The following is a 26,710-nucleotide window of genomic DNA, read 5'->3' on the forward strand; positions in this document are numbered from 1 at the left end:
CTCCTGTTCTGGCAGGAAGGTAGTCTCTGCAAGGTCTCTCCAGCACCGGCCGTGACAATGCAGGCCCTCGACGGGTGTTGATTCATCAACGCCCGTCAGGCGCGCCTATAGCGAATTGCGTCGCCCCCGCGCTCAGGTACCTGCATGTGATCCAAACTGGTGTCGGGGTACCTTTCGATCTCTTAGCTGTTGATTCCAAGATGGCAGGTCGACCCGACAGCATGGTTCAAGACAGCCACGGCGGGGCCAGCGACTGCTAAGTTCCCGGCAAGCAGGCGCAGGTTTATGAACCGCCAGCTTCCCCGTAGCTATGAGCGAATCACCCAAGGGTTTCCGGTTTTCGGCGTCTTTTCAATCCATTTGCCGGAACCTCTTCACGGGGGTTCGGCCTTGTCGCCCGAGTGTTTCTCGAGAATCTTGGGCGCGCACCGCTGGTCGGGGTGGAGCCCAAAACTTCCATCCGAAAGGGCCTACTGATGGTGTTCAGAAGCGCTACGGGCACCAGTTGGCCTCAGTCACGAGGCGTTATCAGCTTGGCGGGAGCCGCTGGTGGCGCATTTGCAAGCTTCTATTGCTTCTACTCCGGCGCGCCGCTCATCTATACCACCGCCAAGGCCCCTGCAGGGGTGGTAGTGGGAGTACTGATGGTGGTTGTGGTCCTCATCCAGCCTTTTGTCCTGGCAGTAGGCCCTTGGACGCGGAACCGTTCCCGGGTGGTCAGCATGTCGTTGCTGGCCATTGCCGCCGGACTGGCCGCGTTGCCCTTCGGCGTCCTCTGGCCAGGCCTAATCATCCTAGGGGTCGGGTTTGGGGTCTTCGTGGTGACGGCCACAGCATGGGCCAAGGAGCTCGCCGCCCCCGCGAATGTGGGCTGGGCATTAGGCGTCTATGGTTTCGGTTCAGCAATCGGCGGTGCTGTTGGAGCGCCCGTCGGGCTCCTCCTGGCCGCGCGTTTCGGCGCATCGGGTGTGGTCCTGGGAGGGACAGTGTTCGCTCTCCTGGCAGTCCTGCCTGTGCTGGCTGTGGCCAAGAACATCGCCTACAACGGGCCGACGCACCTCGCAAGGCTGAATTCCCCGGCATCTCCGCTCACCGACGGCGTAGCATCGGGTGTTGGTCTCCCAAACGTGGCCGCCGTCCTCGTGGTGCTGGTGATCCTGGCAGCCCACCTGCTGGCCGTCGTACTGTATGCCGCCGTGCTCTCCTCCGCAGCGTCTCTGGTCACGGGGACGACTGCTATCGCTGCTGTGTTGGCGGTTTTCGCCACACAGAGCACTGTCGCGCTCGGACGCCTGGCCAGTGGAGCGTTGTGCGATCACTCGTCAGCTGTCGGCACCGCTGCCAGCGCCGCCGTTCTGTTAGTGATTTCCGCCGCCTGTTTCACCGTCCCCGATTCAACCCCGCTGGTGCAGATCGGAGCCAGCGCCGCGGTTGGCGCTGGGGCAGGCATGATGCAGACTGCCGCATTGACACTGATGATGCGGCGTGCGCAAACGCCGGCCCGGACAGAGCAAGTGAGTGCCGCCTGGAACATCACTTTCGACCTCGGTCTGGGCGCCGGAGCAGTCCTCGCCAGTATCATGGCCCTTGCCTGATCGCCTCGATGACACTCCAGGCTGCAGACCCGTCGTCACTTCCTTGCCGCCCGCCTACCTTCCGACCTCGGAGTCCGCTGCCGACAGCAGCGACCCAGGCCTGGCGGGCATGAACAGCATGAGCACTTCAGATGCGTGCTGACGGACGTACCCGATCCGCTTTCCGATCACTGGCGCCTCAAAACCTCACTCTGCCAAGTTGAGTTCTAGGCTCGCCCTAAGATGAAGTCAAGATTGACAGCCCGGATTGTCCACTTAGCGTGTGCCCTGCAGCCCACTGGCTCCTCGATGAGTAATGCACTGAAAGTGGAGCACGGCCGTGCTGCCCTGGACCGCCCCCGCCACTTTTTGAACTGGCAGCGGGACGTGTTGATGTGGGACGAGTAGATTCCGCCTGCGGTCATGGTTTCCAGGAAGAATAGTGTCATGCCGGCGGATGAACAGAATGACGTGCTCGGTGCGTCAAGGTCCCTAATCTCGAACGACTGGGATTGGCCCGTGCACGGGCTTCGCCACCCGCCCGCTGGTGGCACAAGTGGTTGGTACGTCTGGACGGGCGAACTTTTGGCGGATGACGACTTTTTCCAGCCCTGGCACACGTCTCACCTTTTGGAGCGATGCCCGGAGATTGTGCACCTAATGCATCTACCACCGGGAACCCGCTTCCTCGTGGCGCCCGGATACGAGGACATATGGCAGGACCCTTCGCTCCTCGATATCTAGTGGCCCAGCGGTAGATCCTGAGCGCAGAGTGATGGCGCCAAAACCGACATGTATTCCATGTAGTTTGCCGATGCCACCAGTGCGTGGCGATCAATTGTGGCCGGGGAGTAGCCGAGGGCTTCGGCGATGATGGCCACGGGCGCGAGTTTGGTGAGTTCGTGGAGGGTTCCTAGTCTCGCCGCCCTGCTGCTGAACGAAGTGCTGAGCTGCTCCGTGAGGGTTGAGGCCTGGAGGTGCTGGCCCGGTAAGCCTCCTCGGAATACCCAATTGCTGTTGGGGTGCGCGGCTGTCTGGTGATGGGTTGGGGTGGCTGCGAGTTCTCGCCAGGGTTCATCGAGCGGTGGCGTAAGTGCGATTTCGACGGTTCCGAGCGTGATGCTGACGAGTTCCTCTGTCACGGTGACGTTGTCCCAGGTGAGTTGGACGATGTCTGAGACTTGTTGGCCGAAGACCAGGATGAGGATGGCCGCGGCACGTTGTCTAGGGTTCATGTCGGTCATGTGGCTGAGGTTGGTAACGAGTTCGGTTTGGGCGGCGGCGTCGAGCCGCGGGCTGGTGCCGCGGCGGTGGGGCTGCAATTTCAGGGACGGGTCGATGAGGTTGGTCCTGATTGCCCAGTCGAGGAAGCGTGAGGCGATGCCTCGTGTCGTGGGGCCTTCTGCCTGCCATCGGTCCAGGTGCGCTTGATTCACTTCGGCGAGTTCGGCGCCTTGATGGGTGAGCCAGTTCAGTAGTTCGATAGCGACGGTGACTGCTTGTTTGGCCCGCAGGAACGTTCCTCGGGTGACTTCGTCCATCTGATTCATGCGGCGCTGGTGGTGCCAGCGGATGTATCGGCGGGTGATGTCGCGGTGGCTCGGGCTGCTAATCCGGTCGAGGGCCTGCTCGGCCCAGACGCTGAACCTGGTGCTCAGTTCATCGCGGCGCGGCAGCGCGTTGTGTTCGACCAGCAGACCGCGGACGTATTCGCGGGTGCGCGATGCTGGTATTTCGTCGAGGCGGGCGTGGGTGATCACAGGTTCCGCCGCGAGTCGTTGGAGGAACTCTGTGACGTGTGGCTGCTGGATCCAGGTGAGGCCGCTGTTGGCGCGTTTCATGGACTTCAGAGCAGTGGCGACTGCCTGAAGTTCGCCGGAGGGTGGCTGGTTCTCTGGTGGGCTGAGGATCCGGTCAACGGTCATGGCAAGGATGCATGACCAGCATCGATTGCCTGAGTGGAGTTCGTCTTCTTTGCCGCATCCGATGCAGTCGACGTTGAGGCGGACGCCGGAGCATTTCCGGCATGTCGGCAGGGTGTCGACGCGGCCAGGCAGTACCCCTTCGTGGCCGCAGGCGCAGGTGCCGCGGGTTCTTTTGGCTTGCTGGTAGCAGTAGCCGCAGATTCCGCCGTCGGGCCAGCGAACCGCGATTTTGTGGTGTTCGGCGCAGCGCCCGCAGGCTTCCGGCCACTTTTGGGGATCGCCGGCTTTACGGGGTCTAGTCATCTTCTTCCGGTGGCAGTACCCGGATCCGGCGGGCGATCGGCGCGCCGGGTGCGATGCCCAGGTCTTCCGGCCGCTTCGGGGCGTTGGCGGTCTTGGCGGCGCGCATCTGCACGTAGGGCTCGAAGAGGTCGTTGGGCGTGCATTCAAGGATGTCGCAGAGTGCTGCGAAGGTCTGGGCGGGAATGCGTTCGGGTGTTCCGGTGACGAGACGGTGGACCTGGGCGTTGGAGAGGTTGATGCCCCGGGCTTTGAGCAGGGGGAGCAGCTCGGTGGTCTTCCAGAGGTTTCGTTGGGCCATCAGCTGCCGGAGGTTCCAGCGGTAGCCGATCCGTCGCTGTTCAGCCATGGATGTTCCCCTCGCCGTCGCCCTTGCGTAGCCGCTGGGCGATCATTTTCTGGATGGTCTTCTGTTTGAAGTCCGCCGACACGGAAGTATAGAGGGCCGTGGTGGAGGAGTAGCTGTGCCCGACCTGCTGCTGGATAAACAGGGGGTCGTAGCCGGCCTCGATCAGATGCGTCACGTACGAGTGCCTCAGCGTGTGCAGGGTCAGTTCTTCCGGGAGCCCCGCGATTTTCCGCACCCGCTGGAAAGAACGGTCGAAGTTGCGGTGCACAGTCGAGCCGGAGCGCTCTGACGGCCACAGGCTGGCGGACCGGTCAGCGGTAGGGAACCGTTTCCGGCCGTCGGAGGAGAGCCAGTACTCAAGGAGCCCCACCACCCAGTCGATTTCCGGGACAGTGAGCACCGTCCGCCGGCGGGGGCCCGAGCCCTTGGTGCCCTTTGCCCAGCGCACCTGGAGCGCCCCGAACCGGCCGAAAGACGCAACGTGCGGGTTGGGGCCGAAATCGACGTACTCCAGCATCACCAGTTCACGCCGACGCAGCCCGTAGGCATAGGCGACCTTGAACGCCGTCGAGTCCCTCAGTGCCGGCAGCCAGCGCTTTGAACCCTTGGCGAACTCGGTGTCGACCAGGTCGTCGGCGGCGTCAAAGAACGACTGCAGTTCGGCGCGCGTGAACGCCCGGCGGCGTGCCGGCACGGCATCGTCCGTCGTATGCCGGGGAGAGTTCCACTCGAAGACCACCTGTACTGGTATGTCGGCGAAGACCCGTTCGCAGAACGACGCCCAGCCGTAGCGTCCGTCCGTCAGGTAGGAGCAGAATGCCCTGATAGCTCCGGAATTAGCCCTTAGGGTTGTCAAGGCGAGACCATTTTCAGAACTGCGCCGGTCCGCCAGGAACTCGTCCACGTGATGCGCCGACCACGTCCACGGATACTCGTTGGCGTGCTCCTGGAACCGCTGGACCGTTCCGCACGAGCTCTTGATGTACGACGTCGACAGGCCGCGCGCCAGCATCTGCGCACGCCAGCCATCCAACATCGCCTCGAAAACGCGATCCTCGGCCCGCAGCAGCCCGACATTCACGTTTGTCAGAAAGGCAGGAATCCGCCCAGGTTCGATGCTCACTGACCAAACTGTACGCAAAAATCTCTCATCTAATGAGAGATTACGCCACTAAGCCGCGCCGTGGCGCACAATCGCCCGCTAGGGATGATCGGCATCAGGTCGTCGAAGGATTAGTTTGACCTGCGGAAACTTCCGAAAGCAGATCGAGACGAGTCCTCTCATCTACTTCTACTCGTCCCACTCAAACGCCGATAACGGATCTTATGTAAGGTAGATAGCTTGAAGCTTCAACTAGCGCCTCCTTTCAGCCTACACCGGCGGGCCCTCCCGCGGCCAACCGGACCTCCCCGACGGCCAGCGAAAACATCAGCGCCGCCACCGCAGTGTGCATCCGTCGGGAAGATCATGGACCGAGGCGAGCTTCAACCGCAGGAAGCCGGCACCAGTTTCAACACGTGCCAGCCGACGTTATGTCAGGCTGTACAGGACGAGACCCGGGACTCGCGGGCTGACGCCCGTCCCGAAGGCTTGTCCTAGCCCTCGCACTCGATGCAGTAGGAATGGCCGTCGCTTTCGCGTGCCAGTTGGGACCGGTGCCGGACCAAGAAGCACGAGTAGCAGGTGAACTCGTCCTTGCCCTGCGGAATAACCTGAACAACGAGTTCCTCGGAGACAATTTCTCCACCGGGAGTCAGGCCCTCATCGAGGGCATCGGCTTCGTCCAGCTCGGTGACGACGCTGCGGGCATCCGGGGCGCTGGCGGACTTCAGCGCCTCCAGCGAACTGTCTTGTGATTCCTTGACGTCGGAACGGACCTCGTCATAATCGGTTGCCACGTTAGTTGCTTCTCATTTCTGGTGTTCTGTTTCTCTTTGGACGAGACTCCAACGCACATTACGGTGCCGTTGTTCCCACATCCGATCCGGGAGGCCCGTGAGAAGACCATAAAGCGCACCCCCGAGGCGACCGGCACCACTCCCCTGCCGCACCGCGCGTGGCGAAGCTCCGGCCACATAGCGGCTAACCGGAGCTTCACTTCAGCATCCGAATCATCCTGAGAATCCGCTGGGCACGCGGCAGGAGGCCCGGCCAGCACCCAACCCGTGGGAGTCGAGGCAGAGGCCGCCGCGAAACCAGCATGAGCAAGGCTTGACGTGCGTCATGGCGACCCTGAAACTCGAATACACACGGTGAGGTTTGGAGGCGGCCATGGCGGGTCAGCGCATCGGCTACGTGCGGGTCAGCACCCTGGACCAGAACGAGAAGCGCCAACTCGAAGGCCAAATACTGGACCAAATCTTCACGGACAAGGCATCCGGCAGGGACACTGCCCGGCCGCAGCTCGCAGAACTGCTGAGGTTCGCCCGCGACGGAGACACCGTCGTTGTGCACAGCATGGACCGCCTCGCCCGAAACCTCGACGACCTCCGCGCCCTCGTCCAGGGACTCACCCGACGAGGGGTACGCGTCGAGTTCATCAAAGAACAGCTCGTCTTCACCGGAGAGGACTCCCCCATAGCCAACCTCATGCTCTCGGTCATGGGCGCCTTCGCCGAATTCGAACGCGCCCTCATTCGGGAACGCCAGCGCGAAGGCATCGCACTGGCCCAGCAACGCGGCGTGTACAAGGGACGGAAGAAGACCCTCACACCCGAACGGGCCGCCGAACTGGTCCAACGCGCCGGCAGCGGCATCCCGAAAGTCGTCCTCGCCCGCGATTACGGAATCAGCCGAGAAACGGTTTACCAATACTTGCGCCATGCCAAGCTTGGGTAAAGATGTCCTCAGCCCAGGGCAGGCAATAGCGGCGGTTACTCGTCGTTTTTGAAGATGGGCCGCTCCGCGACGAAGTTATCCGTCATCTTGAAGCTGCTAGTTGTGGTCGTGGACGACACTGGAGCTCGTTCGGACATCTTCTTAAGGGCTTGCGCCATCGTTTTCAACTGGCCACGGACTGACGTGCTTGAGAAACTGTGCGTTGAGTGCAGCATTACATCGACGTGGAGTTCAAAGTCATCCCGATACTCGACTCCATTCAGATCCTCGTAGTTCACTGTGACAACAACTTCGTCTGGAGTTGGGTTCAAGTTTTCCAGTCGGTCGCTTCCAGCAACTGACCCGCCAAACCACCACGTGTTGCGGAGTTCCTGTCTCGGGCTTAGGACACCGATAATTCTGGAGTAACGCTGCTGGATGCTGCCGGCTCCTTTGTCCTTGTCCGGATCACCGGTAACGATGCCCCGATCGAATGAGACTCGTAGATTTCTCGCAACCGTCGCACCGTCGTTGCGGATCACAAGGTCGGCGCTCGTATCACTTTCGGTTGCGAGCTGGAACTCTGCGACGACCACGGGACGGCTGCGATCGGCGCTATCCCTAGCCGAAGCTCGAAGCGCGCTGATAGCGACTATGCCGGTGGTAATGGCCGCCATCGCAGAAAGACCGTCTCCATGATCGTTTATCCAGGTAAAAGCCGGAGAGAGTGCCAAGGCAACAAAACCGCAGGCAACCGAACCTCCCACAAGTACTTTGTCTCGGTTATTCATCCAGCGCTCCTAATGCGTTTAGCCTGGCCCCGCTCAATCGAGCAAGAGGTCTTCCTTCAAAACGTGAGTTCGATCAATAGAGTGCAATGGCATCTATGACCACCGCTGGCCCTGCGATGTAAGCATGAACATCGTCGGGGTCTAAATCGATTTCCAGTTGCTGTACCAAGGGCTTCAGGACATCCTCAACTTGGGGCATCACCTTTCGCCTGAACAGGTATTCCCAGTCGTGAAGCAACCATTCCTCGGCGCTGAGATAACCGTCATCACCATCTTCGATCAGGTGTGAGACGGTTCCCAGAACCCGTATCTGGCCTTCAACTCGGTTGGCAGAGGCACTGTCAATGAAGTGGTCTGGGCGCAAGTTGATAAAGACCTTTGGCGACAACCCGGAGCCAGTCACTCCCAGGAGGACAGGGATCGGCAGCAACTCGTTCCTCAGGTACACCTGTTTGAGCTGCTGGGCAAGCGGGAGGTCCATGGCGTCCAAGTCGAAGATCGTCTGCAGGTCGCCTTCAGCCGAATCCATCAGCCGACGCAGAATGAAGAAGATTTTTCCTGCAAAACTGGCGGCTGTAATGTGTGTTAGTCCCTCAATTTCGACTAGGTCGTCCCTGGAAAGAACAGCTTCATCTCCAGGATTTACCTTCACCGCATCGGCGTGCATGAGGGCATCTATCACCTTGCTCACTGTCGCTTTTTCTCTTGGCTGAAGGCTGTACGTCGCCTGATTTTCTATGTCCGTTCCTGTGGAAGCATCTATGCCGATGCCGGATACCCCAACTTTGCCGCCGCCACTGCGCTTTCGCACCGTCTTTTCAACAACATCCATTTGGCGCGGGACGTCAATGTCGTGGTATTCGGCCTGAGCTAGTAGCGTCTCGGTGTCAAGATAAATGGGGGATCTCAGTGCCATGTTTCGATTGTGTCAAACACCTCCGACATTTCTGGACCTGGCGCCGCAAGGCGAGGTCTCTCGGCGATACTCTCCTGCTTCAGGTTTACAGAATCTTCATTATCGGCTCTTTTTTAGCATGCACAGAAGGGGCTTGTTTGTGTTCCAACCGGCGGGGCGGCTGGCACTGTAAAAATGCGCACGCGGGGCAGCCCCGAAGACGCCGGGCGGTAATGTCAGTCTGGTTTGATACGTTGCATCCATCTGCAACGTCTGGGGGTGATTAAATGGCTGAGCGAAATTCGTACCACGTGGTTCCTGGCGAAGATGGATGGAAGGCCGAGCGCGAAGGCTCGTCTCGCGCTTCTTCTGTTCACGACACGCAGTCCGCAGCAATCGACGCTGCTCGTGGTTATCTGTCCCGATCTGGGGGCGGTGAATTGAACATCCACGGCAAGGACAACAAGATCAGGGCAAAGGACACAATTGCACCTGGCAATGATCCACGGAATACGCCTGGATAAGCCTGATAGAGCAATGACCCCGCTGGCTTAGGTTTATTCAACAGGAGCCGGCGTGGCCTTCCTATATGCGGGCGGGCGGGGCCGGAGGGACACATAATGCCCGTAGGCCGGCCTAACGCCACGGCTGACGGAATATCCATTACCGGCGTTCAAAGCACAGCGCATCGCCCGGATGACCCACTGCCCCCTCGGCTAAGCCTGGACGAGCAGCCCGGTGGCGAACATGATCGCGATGCCGGTGATGATGCCGGCCACTGTCAGGGGTGAGAGTATCCTGCCGGCATGGTCCTTGAGCAGGGGCAGGAGTTTTATCGCGACCTGGCCAACGGCCCCGGCGCCCAGGCCGAGCAGGAACGCAGCCAGCGTGGGTTGGTATACAGTTGCGCCGATAAGTGTACCCAGGATCGCCGGTGCGCCGGCGATCAGACCGAGCAGGGCCAGGCGCCCGAGGCCGGGGGTTTCCTTGGCCAGGGGGGTAACGATCGCTAGGCCTTCGGTGGTGTTGTGGATGGCGAAACCGACGATCAGGGTCGCGCCGAGGGCCAGTGATCCGATGGCGTAGGCGGAGCCGATGGCCAGTCCTTCACCGAGGTTGTGCATGCCGATCCCGGTGGCGATCAGCAGGGCGAGCCGGGCCGGGGGAAGTGGTGCCTGCCCGTGGGAGGCCGGGCTTTGGTGGCGGCGCATCCAGGCGTCGATGCCCTCCAGGATGAGGTAGGAGATCAGCGCGCCGAGGATGACCACCAGCGGGCCGCCGAAGGATCCGTGACCGGAGACGAGTTCGAAGGCTTCCAGGGTCGCGTCGAAGGCCAGGAAGGCCAGCAGACCGACGGTCAGGCCGAGAAGGGCGCGGACCCAGGCAGTTGATGAGCGGCGCACGAACGGCATCCATAGCATCCCCATGGCTACCGGGATGATGCCGACGTAGATGCCCAGCAACGCCATGAGTGCAAAGAACGACGCGTCCTTCTCCGGGCTCAGGGCAGCGGCGTCGATGGCTGCGGTGATCTTGCCCCCGACCGAGGTGACCAGCGCGATCTCGTATGGATCCCCGTCGACCCAGTGGTAGCTCGCGGTGACCGTGGTCGATTCCAGCGGGGCCATGGTCGGACGGGTCTGGGTGAAGGGCGCGTAGTAATCCGAGATGTTGACCTGGGCGATACTGACGGGATCGGGACCTTCGTTGCGGACGGTGATCTCGATCTGTCCCGGCGACAGGCGGATGTCTTCGACGGCGACGTCCTCTTTGGGCGGAACGCCTTCGGAGAGTTTGGCGAGGCCGGGGCCGTTGAACAGGGCGAACAGTCCCAGCAGCACGGTCACCAGGACGAGCGGGCCCAGGCCGAGCAGCCAGCGCGGCGCCGCCGGGTGGGACCTTCGGCCCGCAGGGGCGGCCGGGGCTGCCAGGTTCTTTTCCTCAATGCTCATTGTGGTGCCACCTCAAAGAATCCCATCCAGCCCAGTTCGGCGAACTCGGTCTTGTGGGCGTGGAACATGTACTTGCCTGGGTAGGGGAAACGGATTTCCACGATGCCGCGCTGGCCCTGCACCTGGGAGATGGTGTCCGTGAATTCGCTGGGCGTCAGCATCGTCCCGGTCGGGTAGTAATGGAAGAAGTTGCCGTGCACATGGAAGGAATTAATCGGGTCGTATTCCAACACGTTGATCAGGTGGATCCGCACCAAGGCGTTCTGCTTGACCTGGACCGGGAAATCCATGAAATGGAACGGCAGCCCGTTCACGGAGTAGAACTCGTTATCGTCCCCGCCGTCGGTGTTATACCCGTTCATCACCATGACCATCTCGTCATCCGCCGCGGGCCGGCCCTCCTTCGGCTCGATGATGAATCCGCCGTACAAGCCCTTGGCGATATGAGGGGCAAGCGGTGACTGGTGGCAGTGGTACAGGTGCGTGCCGAACGGGGTCGCGTCGAACTCGTACGTGAAACTCTGCCCCGGGGCGATGGAGCCTGCCCCGATCCCAGGAGTGCCGTCCATCTCGGCCCGGTGAACGCCGTGAAAGTGGATGGTGTGCGGGTGCGCGCTGGCGTTGATGAAGTGGATCCGCAGCGCGTCGCCTTCGCGTGCCCACAGCGTCGGGCCCGGGATGCGCCCGTTGTACGTCCAGGCCGGGAACGTCACGCCGGGGGCGATCTCGAACTCCTTGTCCTCGGCGATGATGTCCCACTCGCGCAGCGTCCGGCCGTCCGGCAGCGTGGTGGTACGTCCCCGGTCGAAGTCCCGCAGGATCGCCGTGGGGTCAATTCCCGCCCGGTCCACAGCGACGGACCCGCCCGCGAAACCGGCATGACCGGCATGGTTCACCGCCGGACCGGCAGGGACCTTCGGCTGCGACCCGGCCGCCGCACCCGCACCACTTTGCGAGGAATCCCCGTGCCCTGCGTGACCCGGATTAGCCCCCGCCGGAGCCCACGCGGCAAGTGCAGGGAAAGGAGCGAGCAAGGCCGCCCCGGAAAGCAGGCGCCGCCGCGTCGGCTGTTTTCCCGCTGTCGAACCGGATAACGCCATCGTCTTTTCCTTCACTCAAACATCATTGTTCGTCCAGCCTAACATTGATGTTTCGTTGCTACTCTGGAGTTATGCCAGTTTCTGACCTCACCACCCCGGCGCAGGACTATCTGAAAATGATCTGGTCAGCCACCGAATGGTCGACCACTCCCATTACCGTGAGCACCATGGCCGAGCGGCTGGGCGTGAGCGCCTCGACCGTGTCCGATGGCATCCGCAGACTGGCCAAACAGGGTTTATTGACCCATGCCCCCTACGGCAGCATTGAGCTGACCGATACCGGGCGCCGCCACGCACTGGCCATGGTCCGGCGACACCGTCTCGTGGAAACCTTCCTGGTGGAGGTGCTGCAGTACGGCTGGGACGAAGTGCATGACGAGGCCGAAGTCCTCGAACATGCCGTGTCGGAAAAGCTGACCGACAGGATCGACGAGTACCTGGGACACCCCAGCAAGGACCCGCACGGGGATCCCATCCCGTCAAAGTCGGCCCACACTGCCCCGCCAGCCGCTGACCAGCTGACCGCTGTCAAACCCTTGGCCCAGGTCGCGATCACGCGCATCTCGGACGCGAACCCCGACATGCTCCGCTACTTTGCCAGCCTGGGACTGCGCCCGGACACCACGCTCACCGTCACGGACCAGAAACCCTACGCGGACATGACGACCATCCGGATCCATGGCCAGGACACAGAAATCACGCTCGGCTCCGCAGCCGCCGAAGCAATCTGGGTCGTGGCAGCTTGAACACCCAGCCGCCCCTCCCCGGGCGTCCGCGCTTGAGGCGCACGCCAATAGTTGGCTGTCAGACATTCATGCCGTTGGAAGCTAATGCGTTTGCGCGTCTCGGCTGGTTCCTGACATTGCAGCTGCATTAGGGCTGTGGGTGGATCTACTTGCGCCGGGCGAGGGCGATTAGTCCGGCGATGAGGGCGGCGACGGCGGCGCCGATGCCTGTAACGAGCAGTCCGTTGCTGTCATCGGGACGGGAAGCCGGGCCACCGGTGTTGTCCCGGAAGTGTCGGCGGGCGCAGCGGACGTCGACGGGCTTGCGGTCGTTGCCGGTTGGGAAGGCGTCGCTGGTGCCCTGCCGCGCGGCGGCTTCCCGGCCAAGGCGGCCTGACCGGAGTTCTTGCTTCCCGGTTGTGTCCCCTATGGAAGGCGACGGCTATCAACGGGGACCGGCGGCCGGAAAGAGCCGGACAATGCCACGGCGATCCGGAACGGATCTAACCCGATTGGAAGGACGTGGACGGCCTTCCCGGTTGATGGTTTATTCGGTGACGAAGACGGGCACGCCGACCGCTGCTGAGACTGCCGCGTCCTGGTATGTGTCCGGGACGTCGATGGTGAATTCCGTCGGTTCCGCCGGAATGTCGGAGTGTGGTTCTTCGGTTGCGAGGTGGTGGTCGAAGCGTGCTGTGCCGAGCAGGCTGCCCGTGTCATCATAGAAACCGGCCAGAACCTGAAGGTCCAGAAGTTCGCTCGTGGTGCCGGTTACCCTGACGGTTCCGCTCACCGCGGAACCGCTGAAGGCCAAGCCTTCCAGTACGAACCTGTCATCGAATGGTCCGGAAATCTGCAGCGCCTTACCTTTGCCCGGTCCTGGCGCGTGCAATGCCGGCAGGTCCGGCTCACCGGCTGGAGCCGGGAGACCCTGGAATGAGATTTTGGCCGCCGCTGATGCCGGACCCTGGCCGGTAGTGACCGGCCCGGAGGGCTGCTGCTTTCTCGTGACGAGAAATCCGCTCAAGGCCAAAGCCGCGATGAGCAGCACGGCCGTGACAATGATTCGATGGCGCATAGTCATACTTTCCGTATCAAGGGGTCCGGGAAATCTTCCCGGACCCCTTGGATGTACTGGTCAGGTCAGCGCAGGACGCCCAGGGCGCCGCCGACGATGTCAAACAGGTCCGTGTTGTCCACGCTGCCCTGGAGCTTTTCAGATCCTGAACCGTAGGCGTAGACCGGAACGTCGGCACCCGTGTGGTTACCGGAGAGGTAGGTCAACCACAGGCTTGCTTCCTTGGAGCCGTCCTTGACCTCGGCCGGGTCATTAGGGGTGCGGAAGGTGGCCGGGCCGAAGTTGCGCGGGTCGGACGCTCCGGCGCCGTTGATGATGCCGGTGGAGCGGGCCGGGTCCTTGGTGCTTCCACTGGGCCGTGAAGGGGTGGAGTTGTTGGCGGTGTTCCCGCTGTCGACGTTGGCCGGAGGTGCTGCTGCTTCGGGGTTGGTGAAGGAGCCCTTCTCGATAATGTTCAGGCCGGCCGTTTCGTGGTCGGCGGTCACGATCACTAGGGTGTTGCCGTCCTTTTTGGCGAAGTCCAGGGCGGCGGCCACGGCATCATCGAAGGCCTTGACCTCCTCGAGGGTCTGGGCGGCATCGTTGGCGTGGGAGCGCTTATCGATCAGGGCTCCTTCGACCTGGAGGTAGAAACCGTTGCCGTTGGAGCCCTTTTTGCTCTCCAGCAGTTCAATGGCCTTTTTGGTCATTTCCGGCAGGGAAGGTTCCTGTGCCTGGGGGGCGGAGGGGTTGTCCTGCTTGGCCTTTTCTACGGTGAGGTTGCCCTTGTTGAACAGGCCGAAGACCTTGTCCCCGGACGCTGCGTTCAGATCGGTGCGGGTTGCAGGAATCTGGCTTGCCGCCGAACCCAGGACCGAGTATCCCTGTTCTTTCAAGGCGGTTTCGTCAGCGGCGTCAAAGCGTCCCAGTCCGCCGCCGAAAATGACATCGGCGGTGCCGTTGCGGGCGATCTGGTCAGCGACCGGGGTGACCCTGACGTCACTGGTGGGCAGCGCCTCGCCGGTCACGGCCGTGTCCTGGCATGCCGAGGCGGAATAGACCGGACCCTGGCAACCGCGGGCCAGGACGTGGCTCATCTGACCCGCCGGGGTCGCATCGGTGATTTCGGAGGTCGAGACGTTCCCGGTGCGGTACCCGGCCTGTTTGGCCAGTTCCATCGCGGTCGGCACTACCGCGCCCTTGGCGTCCACGCCCAGGGCGGCGTTGTAGGTCTTCACCCCCGAGGCCCAAGCCGTGGCGGCGGAAGCGGAGTCGGTGACCAGATTGGGCTTAAAGTCCGGTTCGCCGGGCTGGCCGGACTTCTTCTCCACCGCATAGGTGCTGACGTAGCCCTGTGCCGGGAGGGTCTCCATGGCCAGCTTGCCTTCGGCTCCATAGAAGCGTTCCCGGGCGGCGGTGATGTGGGTGCGGCCCAGGCCGTCACCGAGCAGGTAGATAACATTCTTGGCCCGGCCGTTGTTGCCGTCCGGGGCAGCCGTGGCAGGCCCGGCAGGCCCGGCCAGTGCCGTGACGGCCACGGCAGCGGCCACAAGGGCGCCGGCAGAGCCAAGCAAGGGAAGAGTGCGTCGCATCGGGGGTCTCCAAAAAGGGGTACGAATCGGTGGTCGGCGTTCGATGACGCCACACGGATCTTAGGCACTGCCCGCGACCCCAAAGCTGTCTCTACTCGTCGTGGAGATGCCGTAACGGTAAACAATCAGTCAACAGGTTCCCCTGGCCAGGTCAGCCTGCCAGCTGCGGGCAGGGGGGGAAACCGGCTTCAGGGCACAGGTTTCAACTCCCTGCCCCGTTACGCTTCAGCTCTGGGGGCTAGGGCCTGTCCGAAGGCGGCACGGGCGGGGCAGGAAGTGCTCGGTCCGGGAGGCATAACCGGTGTAGGCGGCGCCGTGAACGCGGCGCAGGTGCGTTCTTCCACCAGGCGTACCTGGATCTGGATTCCGGTGAGTGTCAGGCCCGCGACCGCGACGGCGTTGGGCACCATTATTGCCAACCCCAGGAAGGTGAAGACGGGGCTGCGCACCAGCCGGTACGGGCCGGTGGTCACACCAGCCCTTTGCGGTCGGTCGCGTCGACCCCGATCGGCCATGAGGCTCCGAGCAACATTTGGGCGCCGAACGTCGCACGAACGCCACATGCCGCGGCGGCCAGGCCCACGGTGTGCGCAACCCGGTGGTCAAGGGCGGGGATCGGCGGCATACCGGCCAGGGCAGCGGCGGGCGCGCCGACGCCGACCAGGCAGCTGTGGTTGGGCATGCAGCCGCGGGGAGCACCCGTTGCCCGGAAGGGCACCATGGGATCCGTGCCTGCTGTGTGCATTCCCCGTGCCTTCTCAGGGCTCGCTGAGCGCGGTGCTGATCAGGGCTTTGAGGGTACTTTTCTCGGCCAGGCCAAGGATCCGGGCGGCGACTTTGCCGTGCTTGTCCAGGACGAGGGTTGTTGGCACCGCCCGTGGGGGCACGTGGTTGGCCAGGGCCAACAGGATCCCGCCGTCTGAGTCGTTGAAGCTGGGGTAGGTGGTGCCGAACGTGCGTTCGAACGCTGCGGCGGTCGCGGCGGTGTCGCGGACGTTGATGCCGTAGAACCGGACGCCGTCGTTCTTGAATTCCTGATGCAGTGCTTCCAGATCCGGTGCTTCCTTGCGGCACGGCGCGCAGGCGGCATACCAGACGTTCAAGACCGTGACGTTACCCTGCCACTGGGCAGAATCCACCGTTGTGCCGTCGTAAAGCACACCGGTCATCCCCACCGCGGCAGTGCGGGTTCCGGGGGCGTATTCGGAAACGGATCCGTCCCCGGCGATGTAGTTTTTGTTGTCCCCGGCCTTGGCCTGGACTGCCAGGGTATCGGGGGCGGCGCAGCCGGCCAGCAACAGCGCCGCGGACGCCGCACCCAGCAGCAGGCTGCGTCGCCCCGGCAGGGGAGGAACAGGTACGGGTTGATGATTGGTCATCTTTGGCTTCTTCCGTCAGACGGGGGTCGTGATCGTGGCAGCGAGGTTCTGCAGCTGGTAGATCCAGAGCATCCAGATCCCTGAGACCATCAGGATCCCGACCAGGACCAGCAGGGAACCGCCGATGATGTTGAAGGCGCGGATGTGCCGGCGGATGAACCCCAAGGTTTTCGTGACCCAGTTCAGGCCCACCGCGACCAGCACGAAGGGGATCCCGAGTCCCAGGCAGTACAGGAATCCCAGCAGCGCCCCGCGCCACGGATCCCCCGTGGTGGTGCTCAGCGCCAGAACCGCGCTGAGCGTCGGGCCCATGCAGGGGGTCCAGCCGAGGCCGAACACGACCCCCAGCACGGGTGCGCCTGCAGCGCCTGCCCGGGGCCTGAACGAGAGCTTGCGGGTGGTTTGCAGGAAGGAAAACCCGCCGACCAGCACCAGACCCATGAACACCACGAAAACGCCCAGGACCCGGATCAGGATGTCCTGCCACTGCAGCAGCCACCCTCCGATCACCCCGAACGCTGCCCCGTACAGGGTGAAGACAGCGGCGAAGCCAAGGATGAACAACCCGACGCCGGTGAGGACCCGCCGCCGATTGTCCGGCCGGCTGGGATCAGTCAACCCCGAGACGTAGCCCAGGTACCCGGGCACCAGCGGCAGGATGCATGGTGAGATGAAGGAGACCGTTCCGGCGGTGACTGCCAGCGGCATAGCGACCAGCAGCGCCCCGGACTGCACCATCTCGGCGAAATACCCGCCAATGCTCAACGCTGTTTCCTCCATTCATGCCAAAAGGTAGGTGGCCGCACCACAGCGGCAACCACCCGCACCTTCCGGAGCTGAAGTGAGACGCAGGGACCCTGCTGCCGCCTCAACGTTACGGGAAGGCGGCGATAACATCAAAAATATGCGTTATCATCGGCGTATGACGATTCATGATGAGGCGATTGTGAACGAAGGGTGGCGGGAACTGGCTCCCGCTGCGGCCTTGTTCCATTCCTTGAGCGATGCGACCCGGCTGGGGATTGTGCAGCGGATGGCCGACGGTGAAATCCGGGTGGGGGACCTGGCCTCGGAGCTGGGGCTTGCCCAGTCCACCGTGTCCGCGCATGTGGCGTGCCTGCGCGATTGCGGCCTGGTCCAGGGCCGTGCGCAGGGCCGCAGCGTCTATTACTCGTTGACCCGTCCGGAATTGATGGACATGCTTGCCCAGGCCGAAGTCCTGCTTGCCGCGACCGGCAACGCTGTCAGCCTGTGCCCGAACTATGGCACCGGGAGCACCGGCGGGGTACTGACAAACGTGGAACCCACAAAGGAGAACGCCCGATGAGCGACGCCTGCGGCTGTAGCGACGACAAGCCCGAAACCGCGGCCGAAGAAGCCGAGGAAGCGGTCGGGTTCTGGCAGATTAACGAGATCCGGGCCGCCGCGATCGCGGGTGTGATGCTCCTGACCGCCTGGATCCTGCCCCTGACCGGGGGTCCGGAGTGGCTGCGTCTGGTCCTGGAAATCGGGGCGCTGCTGGTCGCGGCGTGGACGTTTGTTCCCTCCACCCTCCGGCGCCTGGCCAAGGGCAAGATCGGCGTCGGGACCCTGATGACGATCGCCGCCGTTGGCGCCGTCGCCCTGGGCGAGTACGAGGAAGCGGCGATGCTGGCCTTCCTCTACTCAATCTCGGAGGGGTTGGAGGAATACTCGCTGGCCAAAACCCGGCGCGGCCTGCGGGCCCTGCTGGACCTGGTCCCGGCCGAAGCGACCGTCCTGCGCGGCGGGACAGAAGTCACGGTTGATCCGGCCGAGCTCGTTCCCGGGGACCGGATGGTCGTCCGCCCGGGCGAACGGCTGGCGACCGACGGCCGGATCGTCACCGGCCGCACCTCCCTGGACACCTCGGCCCTGACCGGTGAATCCGTGCCGGTCGAGGCCGGTCCGGGCAGCGATGTCTACGCCGGGTCCATCAACGGCACCGGGCCGCTGGAAGTCGAAGTCACCAGCACCGCGGAGAACAACTCCCTGGCTCGCATCGTGCACATCGTCGAGGCCGAACAGTCCCGCAAGGGACCCGGGCAGCGCCTGGCGGACAACATCGCCAAGAAACTCGTCCCCGGCATCCTCATCGCCGCGGCCCTGATCATCGCCTACGGCTTCATCGTCGGAGAGCCGTTGCTGTGGTTCGAACGCGCCCTGGTCGTCCTCGTGGCCGCGTCGCCCTGCGCTTTGGCGATCTCGGTCCCGGTCACTGTTGTCGCCTCGGTCGGTGCTGCCAGCCGCATCGGTGTGCTCATCAAGGGCGGCGGCGCCCTGGAAACCCTCGGCAAGATCCGCACCATCGCCCTGGACAAGACCGGCACCCTGACCCGGAACAAGCCCGAAGTCATCGATGTCGCCGCCGCCGGGACCGCGACCCGGGAAGAGGTTCTGGCCCTCGCGGCCGGGCTGGAGGCCCGCAGCGAACACCCCCTGGCCCGCGCCATCCTCGCCGCCTCCCCCGCCCGGGCCGAGGTGACCGACGTCGACACCGTTCCCGGCGCCGGCCTGGAAGGCCGCTTCGAAGGCAAAATTGTCCGGCTGGGCCGCCCCGGCTGGATCAACCCCGGCTCCCTGGCCGGGCATGTCGAGCGGATGCAGACCGCCGGCGCCACCGCCGTCCTGATCGAATCCGCCGGCGAGGTCATCGGTGCCGTAGCAGTCCGGGACGAACTGCGCCCCGAAGCCCGGGACGTCATCGCCCGGCTGGCCGCCTCCGGGTACACCACGGCCATGCTCACCGGGGATAACGCGATCACGGCCGCGGCTCTGGGCAAGGCCGCCGGGATCAGCGAAGTCCACGCCGACCTCCGCCCCGAAGACAAAGCCGAGATCATCCGGACCCTGAAGTCCCGCCAGCCCACCGCCATGGTGGGCGACGGCGTCAACGACGCCCCGGCGCTGGCCACCGCCGACACCGGTGTTGCGATGGGTGCCATGGGCACCGACGTCGCCATTGAAACCGCTGACATCGCCCTGATGGGCGAGGACCTGAACCACCTGCCCCAGGTCCTGGACCACGCCCGCAGGACCCGGTCCATCATGCTGCAGAACGTGGGCCTGTCGCTGCTGCTGATCGCGATCCTGATCCCGCTGGCACTGGTCGGCGCACTGGGACTGGCCGCGGTCGTGCTGATCCACGAACTCGCAGAAATCGTGGTGATCGCCAACGGCGTCCGCGCCGGCCGGATCAGCCGCAAAAACGCACTCCAGCCGGCCAAAACCGCGCCGGCCCTGGAACCGGCAGCGTGAGCGGGCCGTCACCGGCAAATCCTGCCGGAACGCAAGCGGTTGCCGGGAAAGCACGGCGGATCAAGATCGTCCTGCTCGTCTCGGCAGCCGTGCTCGCGGCGTCCGACCTGGTGATCAAGGCCCTGGCCGAAGCCCTGCTCTCCAACGGTGCCGCTGTCGATCTGGGCCTGGTGAACCTGAAGCTGCTGTACAACACCGGGGTCGCGTTCAGCCTCGGCGCGGACCTTGCCCCGTGGCTGGTCGTCGCTGCCACCGCGACGATCGTTCTGGCCATGGCCTGGTACGCCGTCTCCACCGCCCCCGCCATGCCGGCCCTCTCCCGGGCCGGTGCGGCCATGGTGCTCGGCGGCGGCGCCGGGAACCTCGTGGACCGGCTGGACGGGCGCGGTGTCGTGGACTACCTGCACAGCGGATGGTTCCCCACCTTCAACCTCGCCGACGTCTTCGTCACCGCCGGGGTTGGCCTGTATATCTTGGGCACCCTGCTGGCGTCCCGGGAACAGCCAAAGGCCTAGGCAGCCGCGGGACGATCCCCCTACGCCTTCCTGCTACCCGGAAAGGAATCCTCATGCTGGCGACCGTCCTGGCGGCGGCTGCGATGTTCGCCGCGACGAACATCGATGACATCGTGGTCCTGACGGCGCTTTTCCTCGCCTCCAGCAAGGGCCGGCCGCGTGCCTGGCACATCGTCGGAGGGCAGTACGCCGGTTTCATCACCCTGGTTGGGCTGAGTCTCCTGGCGGCCCTGGGCCTGACCATCGTCCCGGACGAATGGGTCGGACTGCTGGGAATTTTCCCGCTGATCCTTGGCATCCTGGGCCTCGTCAGGGGACTGAGGAACCATGACGATGATGATGAGAACAAACTCACCGAAGGTCTGGGCCTGCTTGGAATCGCCGGCATCACCATCGCCAACGGCGCTGACAACATCGCGATCTACACCCCGGTGTTCCGCACCATGGCCCCGGCCGACACCACCATCACCGTCATCGTCTTCCTTGCCCTGGTCGCGGTGTGGTGCGCGCTGGGCAAGCTCATCGGCACCCATCACAAAGTCGTCGAAACCCTGGAAAAAATTGAACACTGGCTCGTCCCGGCCGTCTTCATCGGGCTGGGCCTGACAATCCTCATCGGCTCCGGATCCCTGCAACGCCTCATAAACCTCTGGTTCTGACGATGTCGTGCAGCACCGGCTGGCGAGGAAGGCCACCGAGAAAGATCAAGAGCGGAACAGCCCTCAGCGGCAGAAAGCAGCACTTATGACCGCCCAACAAACCAATCCCGGCCAGCCCCCGGCCTCCACCCACCCTGTGGCCGAACCCGCCCTCGGGGTCAAGGGCATGCTGCGCTGGGCCTGGCGTCAGGTGACCAGCATGCGCACGGCACTGTTCCTGTTGCTGCTGCTGGCGGTGGCTGCCGTTCCCGGTTCCCTGTTCCCGCAGCGGCCGGTCAACGCCGCAGCCGTCACCCGGTATCTGAAGGACAACCCGGACACAGGTAAGTTCCTGGACAGTCTGCAGATGTTCGATGTGTACGCCTCGACGTGGTTCTCCGCAATCTACCTTCTGCTGTTCATCTCCCTGATCGGCTGTGTCGTTCCCCGTGCACGTGCCCACTACAAGGCCATGCGCTCCCGCCCCCCGCGAACCCCGCGCCGGCTGTCCAGGCTGCCGGAATACGAAACCATGGAGCTTCCCGCCGCGACAGGCGTCTCCGCCCGCCAGGCCATCACCGATGCTGCCGCGCTCCTAAAGAAGCGCGGCTACCGGGTTGACGTGCGGGACACCGACGACGCCATGCCCTCGGTCGGCGCCGAACGCGGGTTCCTGAAAGAAGCCGGGAACCTGATCTTCCACCTCTCCCTGATCGGGGTTCTTGTCTGTGTGGGCATCGGCGGGCTGTTTGGCTACCGGGGACAAAAAATCCTGATCGAAGGCGAGACGTTCGTCAACACCCTCGTTGGCTACGATGCCTTCACGCCCGGCACCAATTTCGATCCCGCAACCCTGGACCCCTTCGCCGTCACCCTTGACCAATTCGATGTGCGCTTCGACAGGGAATCCACCAGGCAGTTCGGCCAACCCATCGACTTCACCGCCGCCCTCACCACCAAAGAGGAACCCGGGGGCGAAGGCCGGCAGAAGATCCTGAAAGTCAACGAGCCGGTGTACTTCGGAGAAACCGGAATCTTCCTGGTCGGCAACGGTTACGCACCCATCGTGACCGTCAGGGACGGCAACGGCCAGACCGCGTTCAGCGGCCCGGTCGTCTCCGTGCCCAGCGACGGCGTCTACACTTCATCCGTCACGATCAAAGTCCCGGATGCGGGCCCGGACCAGCTCGGGTTTGTCGGCTTCTTCCTCCCCTCAGCCATCAAAAACGACCAGGGCGTCTCCTACAGCTTCGACCCCGACCCGCTGAACCCCCAGCTGAACCTGAACTCCTACTACGGCGACCTTGGCCTCGACACCGGCCAGCCGCAGAACGTGTACGTGCTGGATGTGAAAGACCTGACCCAACTCAACGGCCGGGATCTGCCTGCCGGCGGCATCACCCTTGGCCCCGGCGCGACCTACACCCTGCCCGAGGGCAAGGGCAGCATCAGCTTTGACGGGCTCAAACGCTACATCGGCGTCGACATCAGGGCCACCCCCGGACAGGGCGGCGTCCTGGCGTTCTCCCTCCTGGCCGTCGCCGGCCTCATGGCCTCGCTCTACATCAGCCGCCGCCGCGTCTGGGTACGCACCGGTACCCACCCGGACGGACGCACCATGGTCGAGTACGGCCTCCTTGCCCGCGGTGAAGACCACCGCCTGGCCGGGGAAACAGCAGCCCTGCGCGAACTCTTCACCAAACAATGGCACCTCCCGGACACCTCCCACGCTCCTGACACCGCCCCTGCCGAAACCGCTAAGGACCGCTAATGCCTGTCATCAACCAAACCCTCGGCCAGTACAGTGAACTGTTCATGCTGCTGGCCGCCGGCACCTACACCGTGGCGTTCATCGCCTTCGCCTGGGACCTGGCCAAAAGCAGCAAAACCCTGCAGGCCGTGGACAGGAAGGCCGCAGAAGCCGCCGCGGCGAAGGTCCCTGTAGCCGTTGGAGCCGCGGGTGTGTCATCGAATGCAACCGCCTCCGATGACGGCCGCCCGGCTGATGCAGCCGTCCGCCCCTCGTCGTCGAATGCGGCGGTGGGCGGCACTGCCGACGGCGACATGCGCTACACGGTCAAGCGCCGCATCCCGGCGCGGGTAGCCGTGGCCCTGACCGTCCTGGGGGCGTTGATCCACGGCGCGGGCGTGGTCACCCGGGCCTTCGGGGCGGGACGCGTGCCGTGGGGCAACATGTATGAATTTCTTACCACCGGCGCTTTCGCGGCCATCGCAGTGTTCCTGTTAGTACTGCTCCGGCGGGACCTGCGGTTCCTTGGAACGTTCGTCGTGGGTCTGGTGGTCATCATGCTCGTCGCCGCCTCGGTAGCGTACTGGACGCCCGTCGGGCACCTGGTTCCGGCGCTGCAGAGCTACTGGCTGATCATCCATGTCTCCATCGCTGTGCTGTCCTCGGCGATCTTCACGCTCACGTTCGCGATGTCAGCCCTGCAGCTCGTCCAGGCTCGTCGCGAAAAAGCGCTGGCGTCCGGCGGGCCGGACAAGCCGGCCTTCATGCGCCTGGTGCCATCAGCGCTGAGTCTGGAAGATCTCTCCTACCGGTTCAACGCCATTGGGTTCCTCGGCTGGACCTTCACGCTCATCTTCGGCGCGATCTGGGCCGAAAAAGCCTGGGGACGGTTCTGGGGCTGGGACACCAAAGAAGTCTGGACCTTCGTGATCTGGGTGGTCTATGCAGGCTACCTGCACGCCCGCGCCACCCGCGGCTGGACCGGCACCCGCGCCGCTTGGCTTTCCATCGTCGGCTACCTCTGCGTGGTGTTCAACTTCACGATCGTGAACCAGTTCTTCAACGGACTGCACTCTTACTCGGGGCTTTGATGGCAACGTTCAACGCTGTAACCGGCCCTGGTCGAAAGTGTTCCTCTGGCCGGTATTCTTATCCCCAGGGCCGATCGGCCTCAGCCAGAGAGCCGGCGACGTTCCTCTTCAGCCCCGGCTACGCTGTATGCGTGCCCCACCCACTCAGGCTATTCATCCCACCGCAATTGCCGCTGACGCAACCCATGCTGTCGACTCCGCATTCAGCTACGGCTGAACCCTCAGAGGAATCCCCTTCCAGGCGGTTATCGTGACCTACAGGTTCCTGTTCAGCAGGCGCTGGCTGGGCCTGCTGATGCTCGCGGCACTCATCGCGTCCGCTTGCGCTGGCCTCAGTAAATGGCAGATGGACCGACGGAACCAGGCCGTGGCCGAAATCCAACGGGTCCAGGAAAACTACGGCAAAACCCCGGTGCCATTCGAGACGGTCAAACGGTATTTTGACGCTGCTGACCCGGACATGAAATGGACAACGGTCACCGTTGCAGGCCAGTATCTGCCGCAGGACCAGCGGATTGTCAGGAACAGACCCAACAATTCCGCGCCCGGGTACGAGGTCCTTGTTCCGTTCCGGCTTACCTCCGGGGAAACCATCGTGATTAACCGGGGGTGGCTGCCCATCGGCAACACACGATCGGGATACCCCGACGTTGTCCCGGCCCCACCGGCGGGAAACGTTGAGCTCTTGATCCGGATGAAACCGTCCGAGCCGGCGCTGGAAGGCAGGTCCGCACCCGAGGGGCAGCTGGCCAGCATTGCCCTGGCTGACTATGCACGGCAGCTTAACTACCCGCTCCTGACCGGAAGCTATGGGCTGATGGCCGCCGAGTCACCCGCTCCCGGCGTGGCGCCCCAGCAGCTGTCCATGCCGGCTGTCCAGGAAGGATCGAACCTTTCCTATGCGCTGCAGTGGCTTACGTTCGGAATCCTGGCCTTCGTGGGCTTCGGGTACACCGCCCGCCAGCAGGCCCGCATCACGCGGGAAGAACGCGAAGAGGAGGGCGGCGGGCGATCCGGGCCCGTCCTGCAGGCCCGCCGGAAAGCGCAGACGCGCAAGGGGGGCAGCTCGGATGAAGAAGAGGACGCAATCCTGGACCGTCTGGGGCTTTGAAAACCCCACTTCTCGTCTAAGCGTCACTGTCCTTCATTTTGATACATCCCTAAATGTACTCTGGGAGGCATGGACACTCTCACGCACGCCCCGGTGCTGGCCCGCTTTGGCTACGCAGTCTCTGACCAAACCAGGGCACGTGTCCTGTTGGCCCTGGCGGATGCTCCAGGTTATCCCTCCGATCTTGCCCATTCCCTTGGCGTTTCCCGGCAGAGCATGTCCAACCACCTAACGTGCCTTCGCGGCTGCGGGTTGGTGCTTGCCGTTCCGGATGGCCGGAGAACCCGGTATGAACTTGCCGATGCACGGCTGGGATACGCGATCAGGGATTTCATCAGCGTGGTGCTGGCCATTGGTGATACTGCCTGCTGTGCCGCCGACGAAACAGGCATGGCATGAGCGTTGCGCCCCTGTTCACCCCGGGTACACGGCGTGAGGAAGGACCTATCCGCAGGATCCGGTTTTGCGCGGCCGAGCACTGCTGTATTTCGTCCGCGAAGGACAGCGGCGCATGCCACTCCTCAGTCCCGCACTCCCCCGCCCCGGCAGTCTTTCTTGTGCCGTACCGGTACCGCAGAGGTGCTGTCACGGCCGCCGTACAGCACCAGACAATCAAAAGGGCGCGACAGCACGAGTCCCGTACTGCAGTGACGGCGAAAGCCATTGGTCCCGGACCCGTGAGGGTCCGGGAGGGTACATCAAGCGCCCCCGCCGCCGCCCTGCAGTTTCATGGCTGCCTGTCCTTCTTCGTGAAGGGGCGGGATGTGTTCCCGGCGGCATCGGCGCACCGCCAGCTGTATGCCGGCGATCAGGGTGGCTTCCCGGGGTTGTCAACGCTGGAGTCGTTCCGCACAGCCGTTCGCGCCGCCGGCGGCGCTGGGTGAAGGCCAGGCCCAGCCCGGCTGGCCGGGGCGTTCTTACGGTAGCGGCAGCACTGGCTGGGATGGACCTGCTGGTCAAGTTCGCCCTGGTACGGTCACTTGGCCATGACAGCCACATGACGGACTTCGTGCTCTTCAAGGTGCAGGCGGCTTACAACACCGGGATTACTTTCAGCGCCGGCTCCTGGCTTCCGCAGCCGGTGATTGCCCTTGCCCTCGCACTGCTCGTCGGGGTGCTGGGCGTGTTTGTGGTCAGGTCGGGGGCGCGCCTCCCGGTCCTTTCCCGTGCGGGTGCCGCTCTGCTGCTGGGTGGCGGGCTGGGAAACCTGGTGGACCGGCTGGATGGTGCGGGGGTTGTGGATTACCTGCACACCGGGTGGTTCCCGACCTTCAATCTTGCCGACCTCTTCGTTGTGGCGGGGGCAGGGCTGCTCGTGCTGGGAACGTTGCGCAGCCTGGTCAGGGAGGGACCGTAAGCATGGACTTAGATGAAATCTTCGTATCGACCTACCCGGTGCGTTCGTGCCGGCCAACCGGTTTCGTTCGCGGTGTTCACCCTTTAGGGCAGGGCCGTTTCCAACAAATGTCGCAACAGCTTCGAATTTCGAAGGTAACAGACTCTAAGCCAGCCAGTGGGACATCTCAGGGTGCGTCGGCCCTAGCTGACCAGCAGCCGATGTTCACTCATTCGGTTAAGCGGGTTTACCGCGGTTCACTTCCTGCGCGTCAGGCTATTCAGGCCTCCATCAAAAAGATGACAACCCTGCGTGCAGTTGTTGTTCCATGTCCAGCTTCACGCAGTCAGCCGAATGGCCACGACGCCGGTGACCACGAGCAGCAGTTCCTCGGCCAACGCCTGGGCTTGGCGGCCCGACAACGGGCACGGCGAATTCGGCAAGCCGGGTTTGAAAAGAATTTGGCTGTCTGGGGAACGCTACCGCTTTCGTACCGCAGCCGTAGTCACCGGACCGGCAGTGGCGTCCCGCATCGG

27 protein-coding genes are annotated in these 26,710 nt (G+C 63.6%); 14 read left to right on the plus strand and 13 right to left on the minus strand.

Translation table 11 applies throughout. The features are described from left to right. Positions 1-533: 533 nt before the first annotated feature. Together HTS88_RS19400 and HTS88_RS22530 are read left to right on the plus strand one after the other, a co-directional pair. A complete protein-coding gene (locus HTS88_RS19400; protein ID WP_174181337.1) occupies positions 534-1,595 on the plus strand; it encodes an MFS transporter in 1,062 nt (353 codons plus the stop codon). A gap of 426 nt (positions 1,596-2,021) precedes the next feature. After that, entirely contained in the window at positions 2,022-2,318 is a 297-nt protein-coding gene (locus tag HTS88_RS22530; protein WP_425515576.1) for an immunity protein Imm33 domain-containing protein, read from the plus strand. Here HTS88_RS22530 and HTS88_RS19405 read toward each other — a convergent pair. The 4 genes from HTS88_RS19405 to HTS88_RS19420 all read right to left on the minus strand — a co-directional run bounded on the left by HTS88_RS19405 (position 2,315) and on the right by HTS88_RS19420 (position 6,047). Beyond that, complete coding sequence (locus HTS88_RS19405) at positions 2,315-3,802, minus strand: Fis family transcriptional regulator (protein ID WP_174181339.1); 1,488 nt, start codon at positions 3,800-3,802, stop codon at positions 2,315-2,317. The genes HTS88_RS22530 and HTS88_RS19405 overlap by 4 nt on opposite strands. Next, positions 3,795-4,148, minus strand: coding sequence for a helix-turn-helix domain-containing protein (locus HTS88_RS19410; RefSeq protein WP_174181341.1), 354 nt, complete (start codon positions 4,146-4,148; stop codon positions 3,795-3,797). The genes HTS88_RS19405 and HTS88_RS19410 overlap by 8 nt, the downstream gene beginning before the upstream one ends. Next, entirely contained in the window at positions 4,141-5,271 is a 1,131-nt protein-coding gene (locus tag HTS88_RS19415; RefSeq protein ID WP_174181343.1) for a tyrosine-type recombinase/integrase, read from the minus strand. The genes HTS88_RS19410 and HTS88_RS19415 overlap by 8 nt, the downstream gene beginning before the upstream one ends. A 473-nt stretch (positions 5,272-5,744) precedes the next feature. Further along, positions 5,745-6,047 (minus strand): DUF4193 family protein, encoded by a 303-nt coding sequence (locus HTS88_RS19420; protein ID WP_174181345.1) that lies wholly within the window; start codon positions 6,045-6,047, stop codon positions 5,745-5,747. A gap of 373 nt (positions 6,048-6,420) precedes the next feature. Between HTS88_RS19420 and HTS88_RS19425 the strand changes: the two genes are divergently transcribed. After that, positions 6,421-6,987 carry a recombinase family protein gene (locus HTS88_RS19425; RefSeq protein WP_174181347.1) on the plus strand — a complete coding sequence of 189 codons (567 nt, stop codon included), beginning with the start codon at positions 6,421-6,423 and terminating at the stop codon, positions 6,985-6,987. Between the two features lie 35 nt (positions 6,988-7,022). Here HTS88_RS19425 and HTS88_RS19430 read toward each other — a convergent pair whose 3' ends face one another. Next, entirely contained in the window at positions 7,023-7,757 is a 735-nt protein-coding gene (locus tag HTS88_RS19430; RefSeq protein WP_174181349.1) for a hypothetical protein, read from the minus strand. Between the two features lie 73 nt (positions 7,758-7,830). Then, positions 7,831-8,673, minus strand: coding sequence for a Cas5 family CRISPR-associated protein (locus HTS88_RS19435; protein ID WP_174181352.1), 843 nt, complete (start codon positions 8,671-8,673; stop codon positions 7,831-7,833). A gap of 266 nt (positions 8,674-8,939) precedes the next feature. On the opposite strand from HTS88_RS19435, the gene HTS88_RS22450 reads away from it, so the two are divergent. Further along, a complete protein-coding gene (locus tag HTS88_RS22450) occupies positions 8,940-9,176 on the plus strand; it encodes a DUF2188 domain-containing protein (RefSeq protein WP_081818936.1) in 237 nt (78 codons plus the stop codon). 192 nt (positions 9,177-9,368) lie between these two features. Here the strand turns inward: HTS88_RS22450 and HTS88_RS19445 are convergent, their stop codons facing one another. After that, entirely contained in the window at positions 9,369-10,604 is a 1,236-nt protein-coding gene (locus HTS88_RS19445; RefSeq protein ID WP_174181354.1) for a ZIP family metal transporter, read from the minus strand. Next, the gene (locus tag HTS88_RS19450) at positions 10,601-11,500 is read right to left on the minus strand and encodes a multicopper oxidase domain-containing protein (RefSeq protein WP_310258274.1); all 900 of its coding nucleotides are present in this window, start codon (positions 11,498-11,500) and stop codon (positions 10,601-10,603) included. Before HTS88_RS19450 ends, HTS88_RS19445 begins: the two co-directional genes overlap by 4 nt. 275 nt (positions 11,501-11,775) lie before the next feature. Here HTS88_RS19450 and HTS88_RS19455 point away from each other — a divergent pair, with 275 nt between their 5' ends. Continuing rightward, complete coding sequence (locus HTS88_RS19455; protein WP_174181365.1) at positions 11,776-12,450, plus strand: metal-dependent transcriptional regulator; 675 nt, start codon at positions 11,776-11,778, stop codon at positions 12,448-12,450. Positions 12,451-12,976: 526 nt separating this feature from the next. On the opposite strand, the gene HTS88_RS19460 is transcribed toward HTS88_RS19455, so the two are convergent. The 5 genes from HTS88_RS19460 to HTS88_RS19480 all read right to left on the minus strand — a co-directional run bounded on the left by HTS88_RS19460 (position 12,977) and on the right by HTS88_RS19480 (position 17,222). Further along, positions 12,977-13,507: a hypothetical protein gene (locus HTS88_RS19460; protein ID WP_238340918.1), complete on the minus strand. Its 531-nt coding sequence runs from the start codon at positions 13,505-13,507 to the stop codon at positions 12,977-12,979. 65 nt (positions 13,508-13,572) lie between these two features. Continuing rightward, positions 13,573-15,078: an alkaline phosphatase gene (locus HTS88_RS19465; RefSeq protein WP_174181369.1), complete on the minus strand. Its 1,506-nt coding sequence runs from the start codon at positions 15,076-15,078 to the stop codon at positions 13,573-13,575. 469 nt (positions 15,079-15,547) lie between these two features. Then, positions 15,548-15,823, minus strand: a complete 276-nt coding sequence (locus tag HTS88_RS19470) for a hypothetical protein (RefSeq protein ID WP_174181372.1) — start codon at positions 15,821-15,823, stop codon at positions 15,548-15,550. A gap of 13 nt (positions 15,824-15,836) precedes the next feature. Beyond that, positions 15,837-16,457 (minus strand): TlpA family protein disulfide reductase, encoded by a 621-nt coding sequence (locus tag HTS88_RS19475; RefSeq protein WP_174181374.1) that lies wholly within the window; start codon positions 16,455-16,457, stop codon positions 15,837-15,839. A 15-nt stretch (positions 16,458-16,472) separates the two neighbouring features. After that, a complete protein-coding gene (locus HTS88_RS19480) occupies positions 16,473-17,222 on the minus strand; it encodes a cytochrome c biogenesis CcdA family protein (protein WP_174181376.1) in 750 nt (249 codons plus the stop codon). A gap of 157 nt (positions 17,223-17,379) precedes the next feature. Between HTS88_RS19480 and HTS88_RS19485 the strand changes: the two genes are divergently transcribed. From HTS88_RS19485 to lspA (HTS88_RS22455), 9 genes are all read left to right on the plus strand, one after another. After that, positions 17,380-17,784 carry an ArsR/SmtB family transcription factor gene (locus tag HTS88_RS19485; protein WP_174181379.1) on the plus strand — a complete coding sequence of 135 codons (405 nt, stop codon included), beginning with the start codon at positions 17,380-17,382 and terminating at the stop codon, positions 17,782-17,784. After that, positions 17,781-19,733 carry a heavy metal translocating P-type ATPase gene (locus HTS88_RS19490; protein WP_174181381.1) on the plus strand — a complete coding sequence of 651 codons (1,953 nt, stop codon included), beginning with the start codon at positions 17,781-17,783 and terminating at the stop codon, positions 19,731-19,733. Before HTS88_RS19485 ends, HTS88_RS19490 begins: the two co-directional genes overlap by 4 nt. After that, on the plus strand, positions 19,730-20,248 hold the full coding sequence (lspA, locus tag HTS88_RS19495) for a signal peptidase II (protein WP_174181383.1): 519 nt from the start codon (positions 19,730-19,732) through the stop codon (positions 20,246-20,248). Before HTS88_RS19490 ends, lspA (HTS88_RS19495) begins: the two co-directional genes overlap by 4 nt. Positions 20,249-20,301: 53 nt before the next feature. After that, positions 20,302-20,907, plus strand: coding sequence for a cadmium resistance transporter (locus HTS88_RS19500; RefSeq protein WP_174181386.1), 606 nt, complete (start codon positions 20,302-20,304; stop codon positions 20,905-20,907). Positions 20,908-20,992: 85 nt separating this feature from the next. Beyond that, positions 20,993-22,657 carry a cytochrome c biogenesis protein ResB gene (gene resB / locus HTS88_RS19505; protein WP_174181388.1) on the plus strand — a complete coding sequence of 555 codons (1,665 nt, stop codon included), beginning with the start codon at positions 20,993-20,995 and terminating at the stop codon, positions 22,655-22,657. Then, positions 22,657-23,727 (plus strand): c-type cytochrome biogenesis protein CcsB, encoded by a 1,071-nt coding sequence (ccsB, locus tag HTS88_RS19510; protein ID WP_174181390.1) that lies wholly within the window; start codon positions 22,657-22,659, stop codon positions 23,725-23,727. The genes resB and ccsB overlap by 1 nt, the downstream gene beginning before the upstream one ends. A 250-nt stretch (positions 23,728-23,977) precedes the next feature. Further along, entirely contained in the window at positions 23,978-24,838 is an 861-nt protein-coding gene (locus tag HTS88_RS19515; protein WP_174181392.1) for an SURF1 family cytochrome oxidase biogenesis protein, read from the plus strand. A 69-nt stretch (positions 24,839-24,907) separates the two neighbouring features. Then, complete coding sequence (locus HTS88_RS19520; RefSeq protein ID WP_174181394.1) at positions 24,908-25,237, plus strand: ArsR/SmtB family transcription factor; 330 nt, start codon at positions 24,908-24,910, stop codon at positions 25,235-25,237. A gap of 481 nt (positions 25,238-25,718) precedes the next feature. Continuing rightward, complete coding sequence (gene lspA / locus HTS88_RS22455) at positions 25,719-26,195, plus strand: signal peptidase II (protein ID WP_310258291.1); 477 nt, start codon at positions 25,719-25,721, stop codon at positions 26,193-26,195. The last annotated feature ends 515 nt before the right edge of the window (positions 26,196-26,710 follow it).

This window comes from Pseudarthrobacter oxydans (assembly GCF_013314975.1).
Classification (GTDB): domain Bacteria; phylum Actinomycetota; class Actinomycetes; order Actinomycetales; family Micrococcaceae; genus Arthrobacter; species Arthrobacter oxydans.

Bases quoted from the DNA above. Each gene is read 5' to 3' on its own strand.
- HTS88_RS19405 (WP_174181339.1), bottom strand. From the start codon at position 3,802: ATGACTAGACCCCGTAAAGCCGGCGATCCCCAAAAGTGGCCGGAAGCC.
- HTS88_RS19470 (WP_174181372.1), bottom strand. From the start codon at position 15,823: ATGCACACAGCAGGCACGGATCCCATGGTGCCCTTCCGGGCAACGGGT.
- HTS88_RS19410 (WP_174181341.1), bottom strand. From the start codon at position 4,148: ATGGCTGAACAGCGACGGATCGGCTACCGCTGGAACCTCCGGCAGCTG.
- HTS88_RS19430 (WP_174181349.1), bottom strand. From the start codon at position 7,757: ATGAATAACCGAGACAAAGTACTTGTGGGAGGTTCGGTTGCCTGCGGT.
- HTS88_RS19435 (WP_174181352.1), bottom strand. From the start codon at position 8,673: ATGGCACTGAGATCCCCCATTTATCTTGACACCGAGACGCTACTAGCT.
- ccsB (WP_174181390.1), top strand. From the start codon at position 22,657: ATGCCTGTCATCAACCAAACCCTCGGCCAGTACAGTGAACTGTTCATG.
- HTS88_RS19500 (WP_174181386.1), top strand. From the start codon at position 20,302: ATGCTGGCGACCGTCCTGGCGGCGGCTGCGATGTTCGCCGCGACGAAC.
- HTS88_RS19425 (WP_174181347.1), top strand. From the start codon at position 6,421: ATGGCGGGTCAGCGCATCGGCTACGTGCGGGTCAGCACCCTGGACCAG.
- resB (WP_174181388.1), top strand. From the start codon at position 20,993: ATGACCGCCCAACAAACCAATCCCGGCCAGCCCCCGGCCTCCACCCAC.
- HTS88_RS19460 (WP_238340918.1), bottom strand. From the start codon at position 13,507: ATGCGCCATCGAATCATTGTCACGGCCGTGCTGCTCATCGCGGCTTTG.
- HTS88_RS19520 (WP_174181394.1), top strand. From the start codon at position 24,908: ATGGACACTCTCACGCACGCCCCGGTGCTGGCCCGCTTTGGCTACGCA.
- HTS88_RS19445 (WP_174181354.1), bottom strand. From the start codon at position 10,604: ATGAGCATTGAGGAAAAGAACCTGGCAGCCCCGGCCGCCCCTGCGGGC.
- HTS88_RS19490 (WP_174181381.1), top strand. From the start codon at position 17,781: ATGAGCGACGCCTGCGGCTGTAGCGACGACAAGCCCGAAACCGCGGCC.
- HTS88_RS19485 (WP_174181379.1), top strand. From the start codon at position 17,380: ATGACGATTCATGATGAGGCGATTGTGAACGAAGGGTGGCGGGAACTG.
- HTS88_RS19465 (WP_174181369.1), bottom strand. From the start codon at position 15,078: ATGCGACGCACTCTTCCCTTGCTTGGCTCTGCCGGCGCCCTTGTGGCC.
- HTS88_RS22450 (WP_081818936.1), top strand. From the start codon at position 8,940: ATGGCTGAGCGAAATTCGTACCACGTGGTTCCTGGCGAAGATGGATGG.
- HTS88_RS19475 (WP_174181374.1), bottom strand. From the start codon at position 16,457: ATGACCAATCATCAACCCGTACCTGTTCCTCCCCTGCCGGGGCGACGC.
- HTS88_RS22530 (WP_425515576.1), top strand. From the start codon at position 2,022: ATGCCGGCGGATGAACAGAATGACGTGCTCGGTGCGTCAAGGTCCCTA.
- HTS88_RS19455 (WP_174181365.1), top strand. From the start codon at position 11,776: ATGCCAGTTTCTGACCTCACCACCCCGGCGCAGGACTATCTGAAAATG.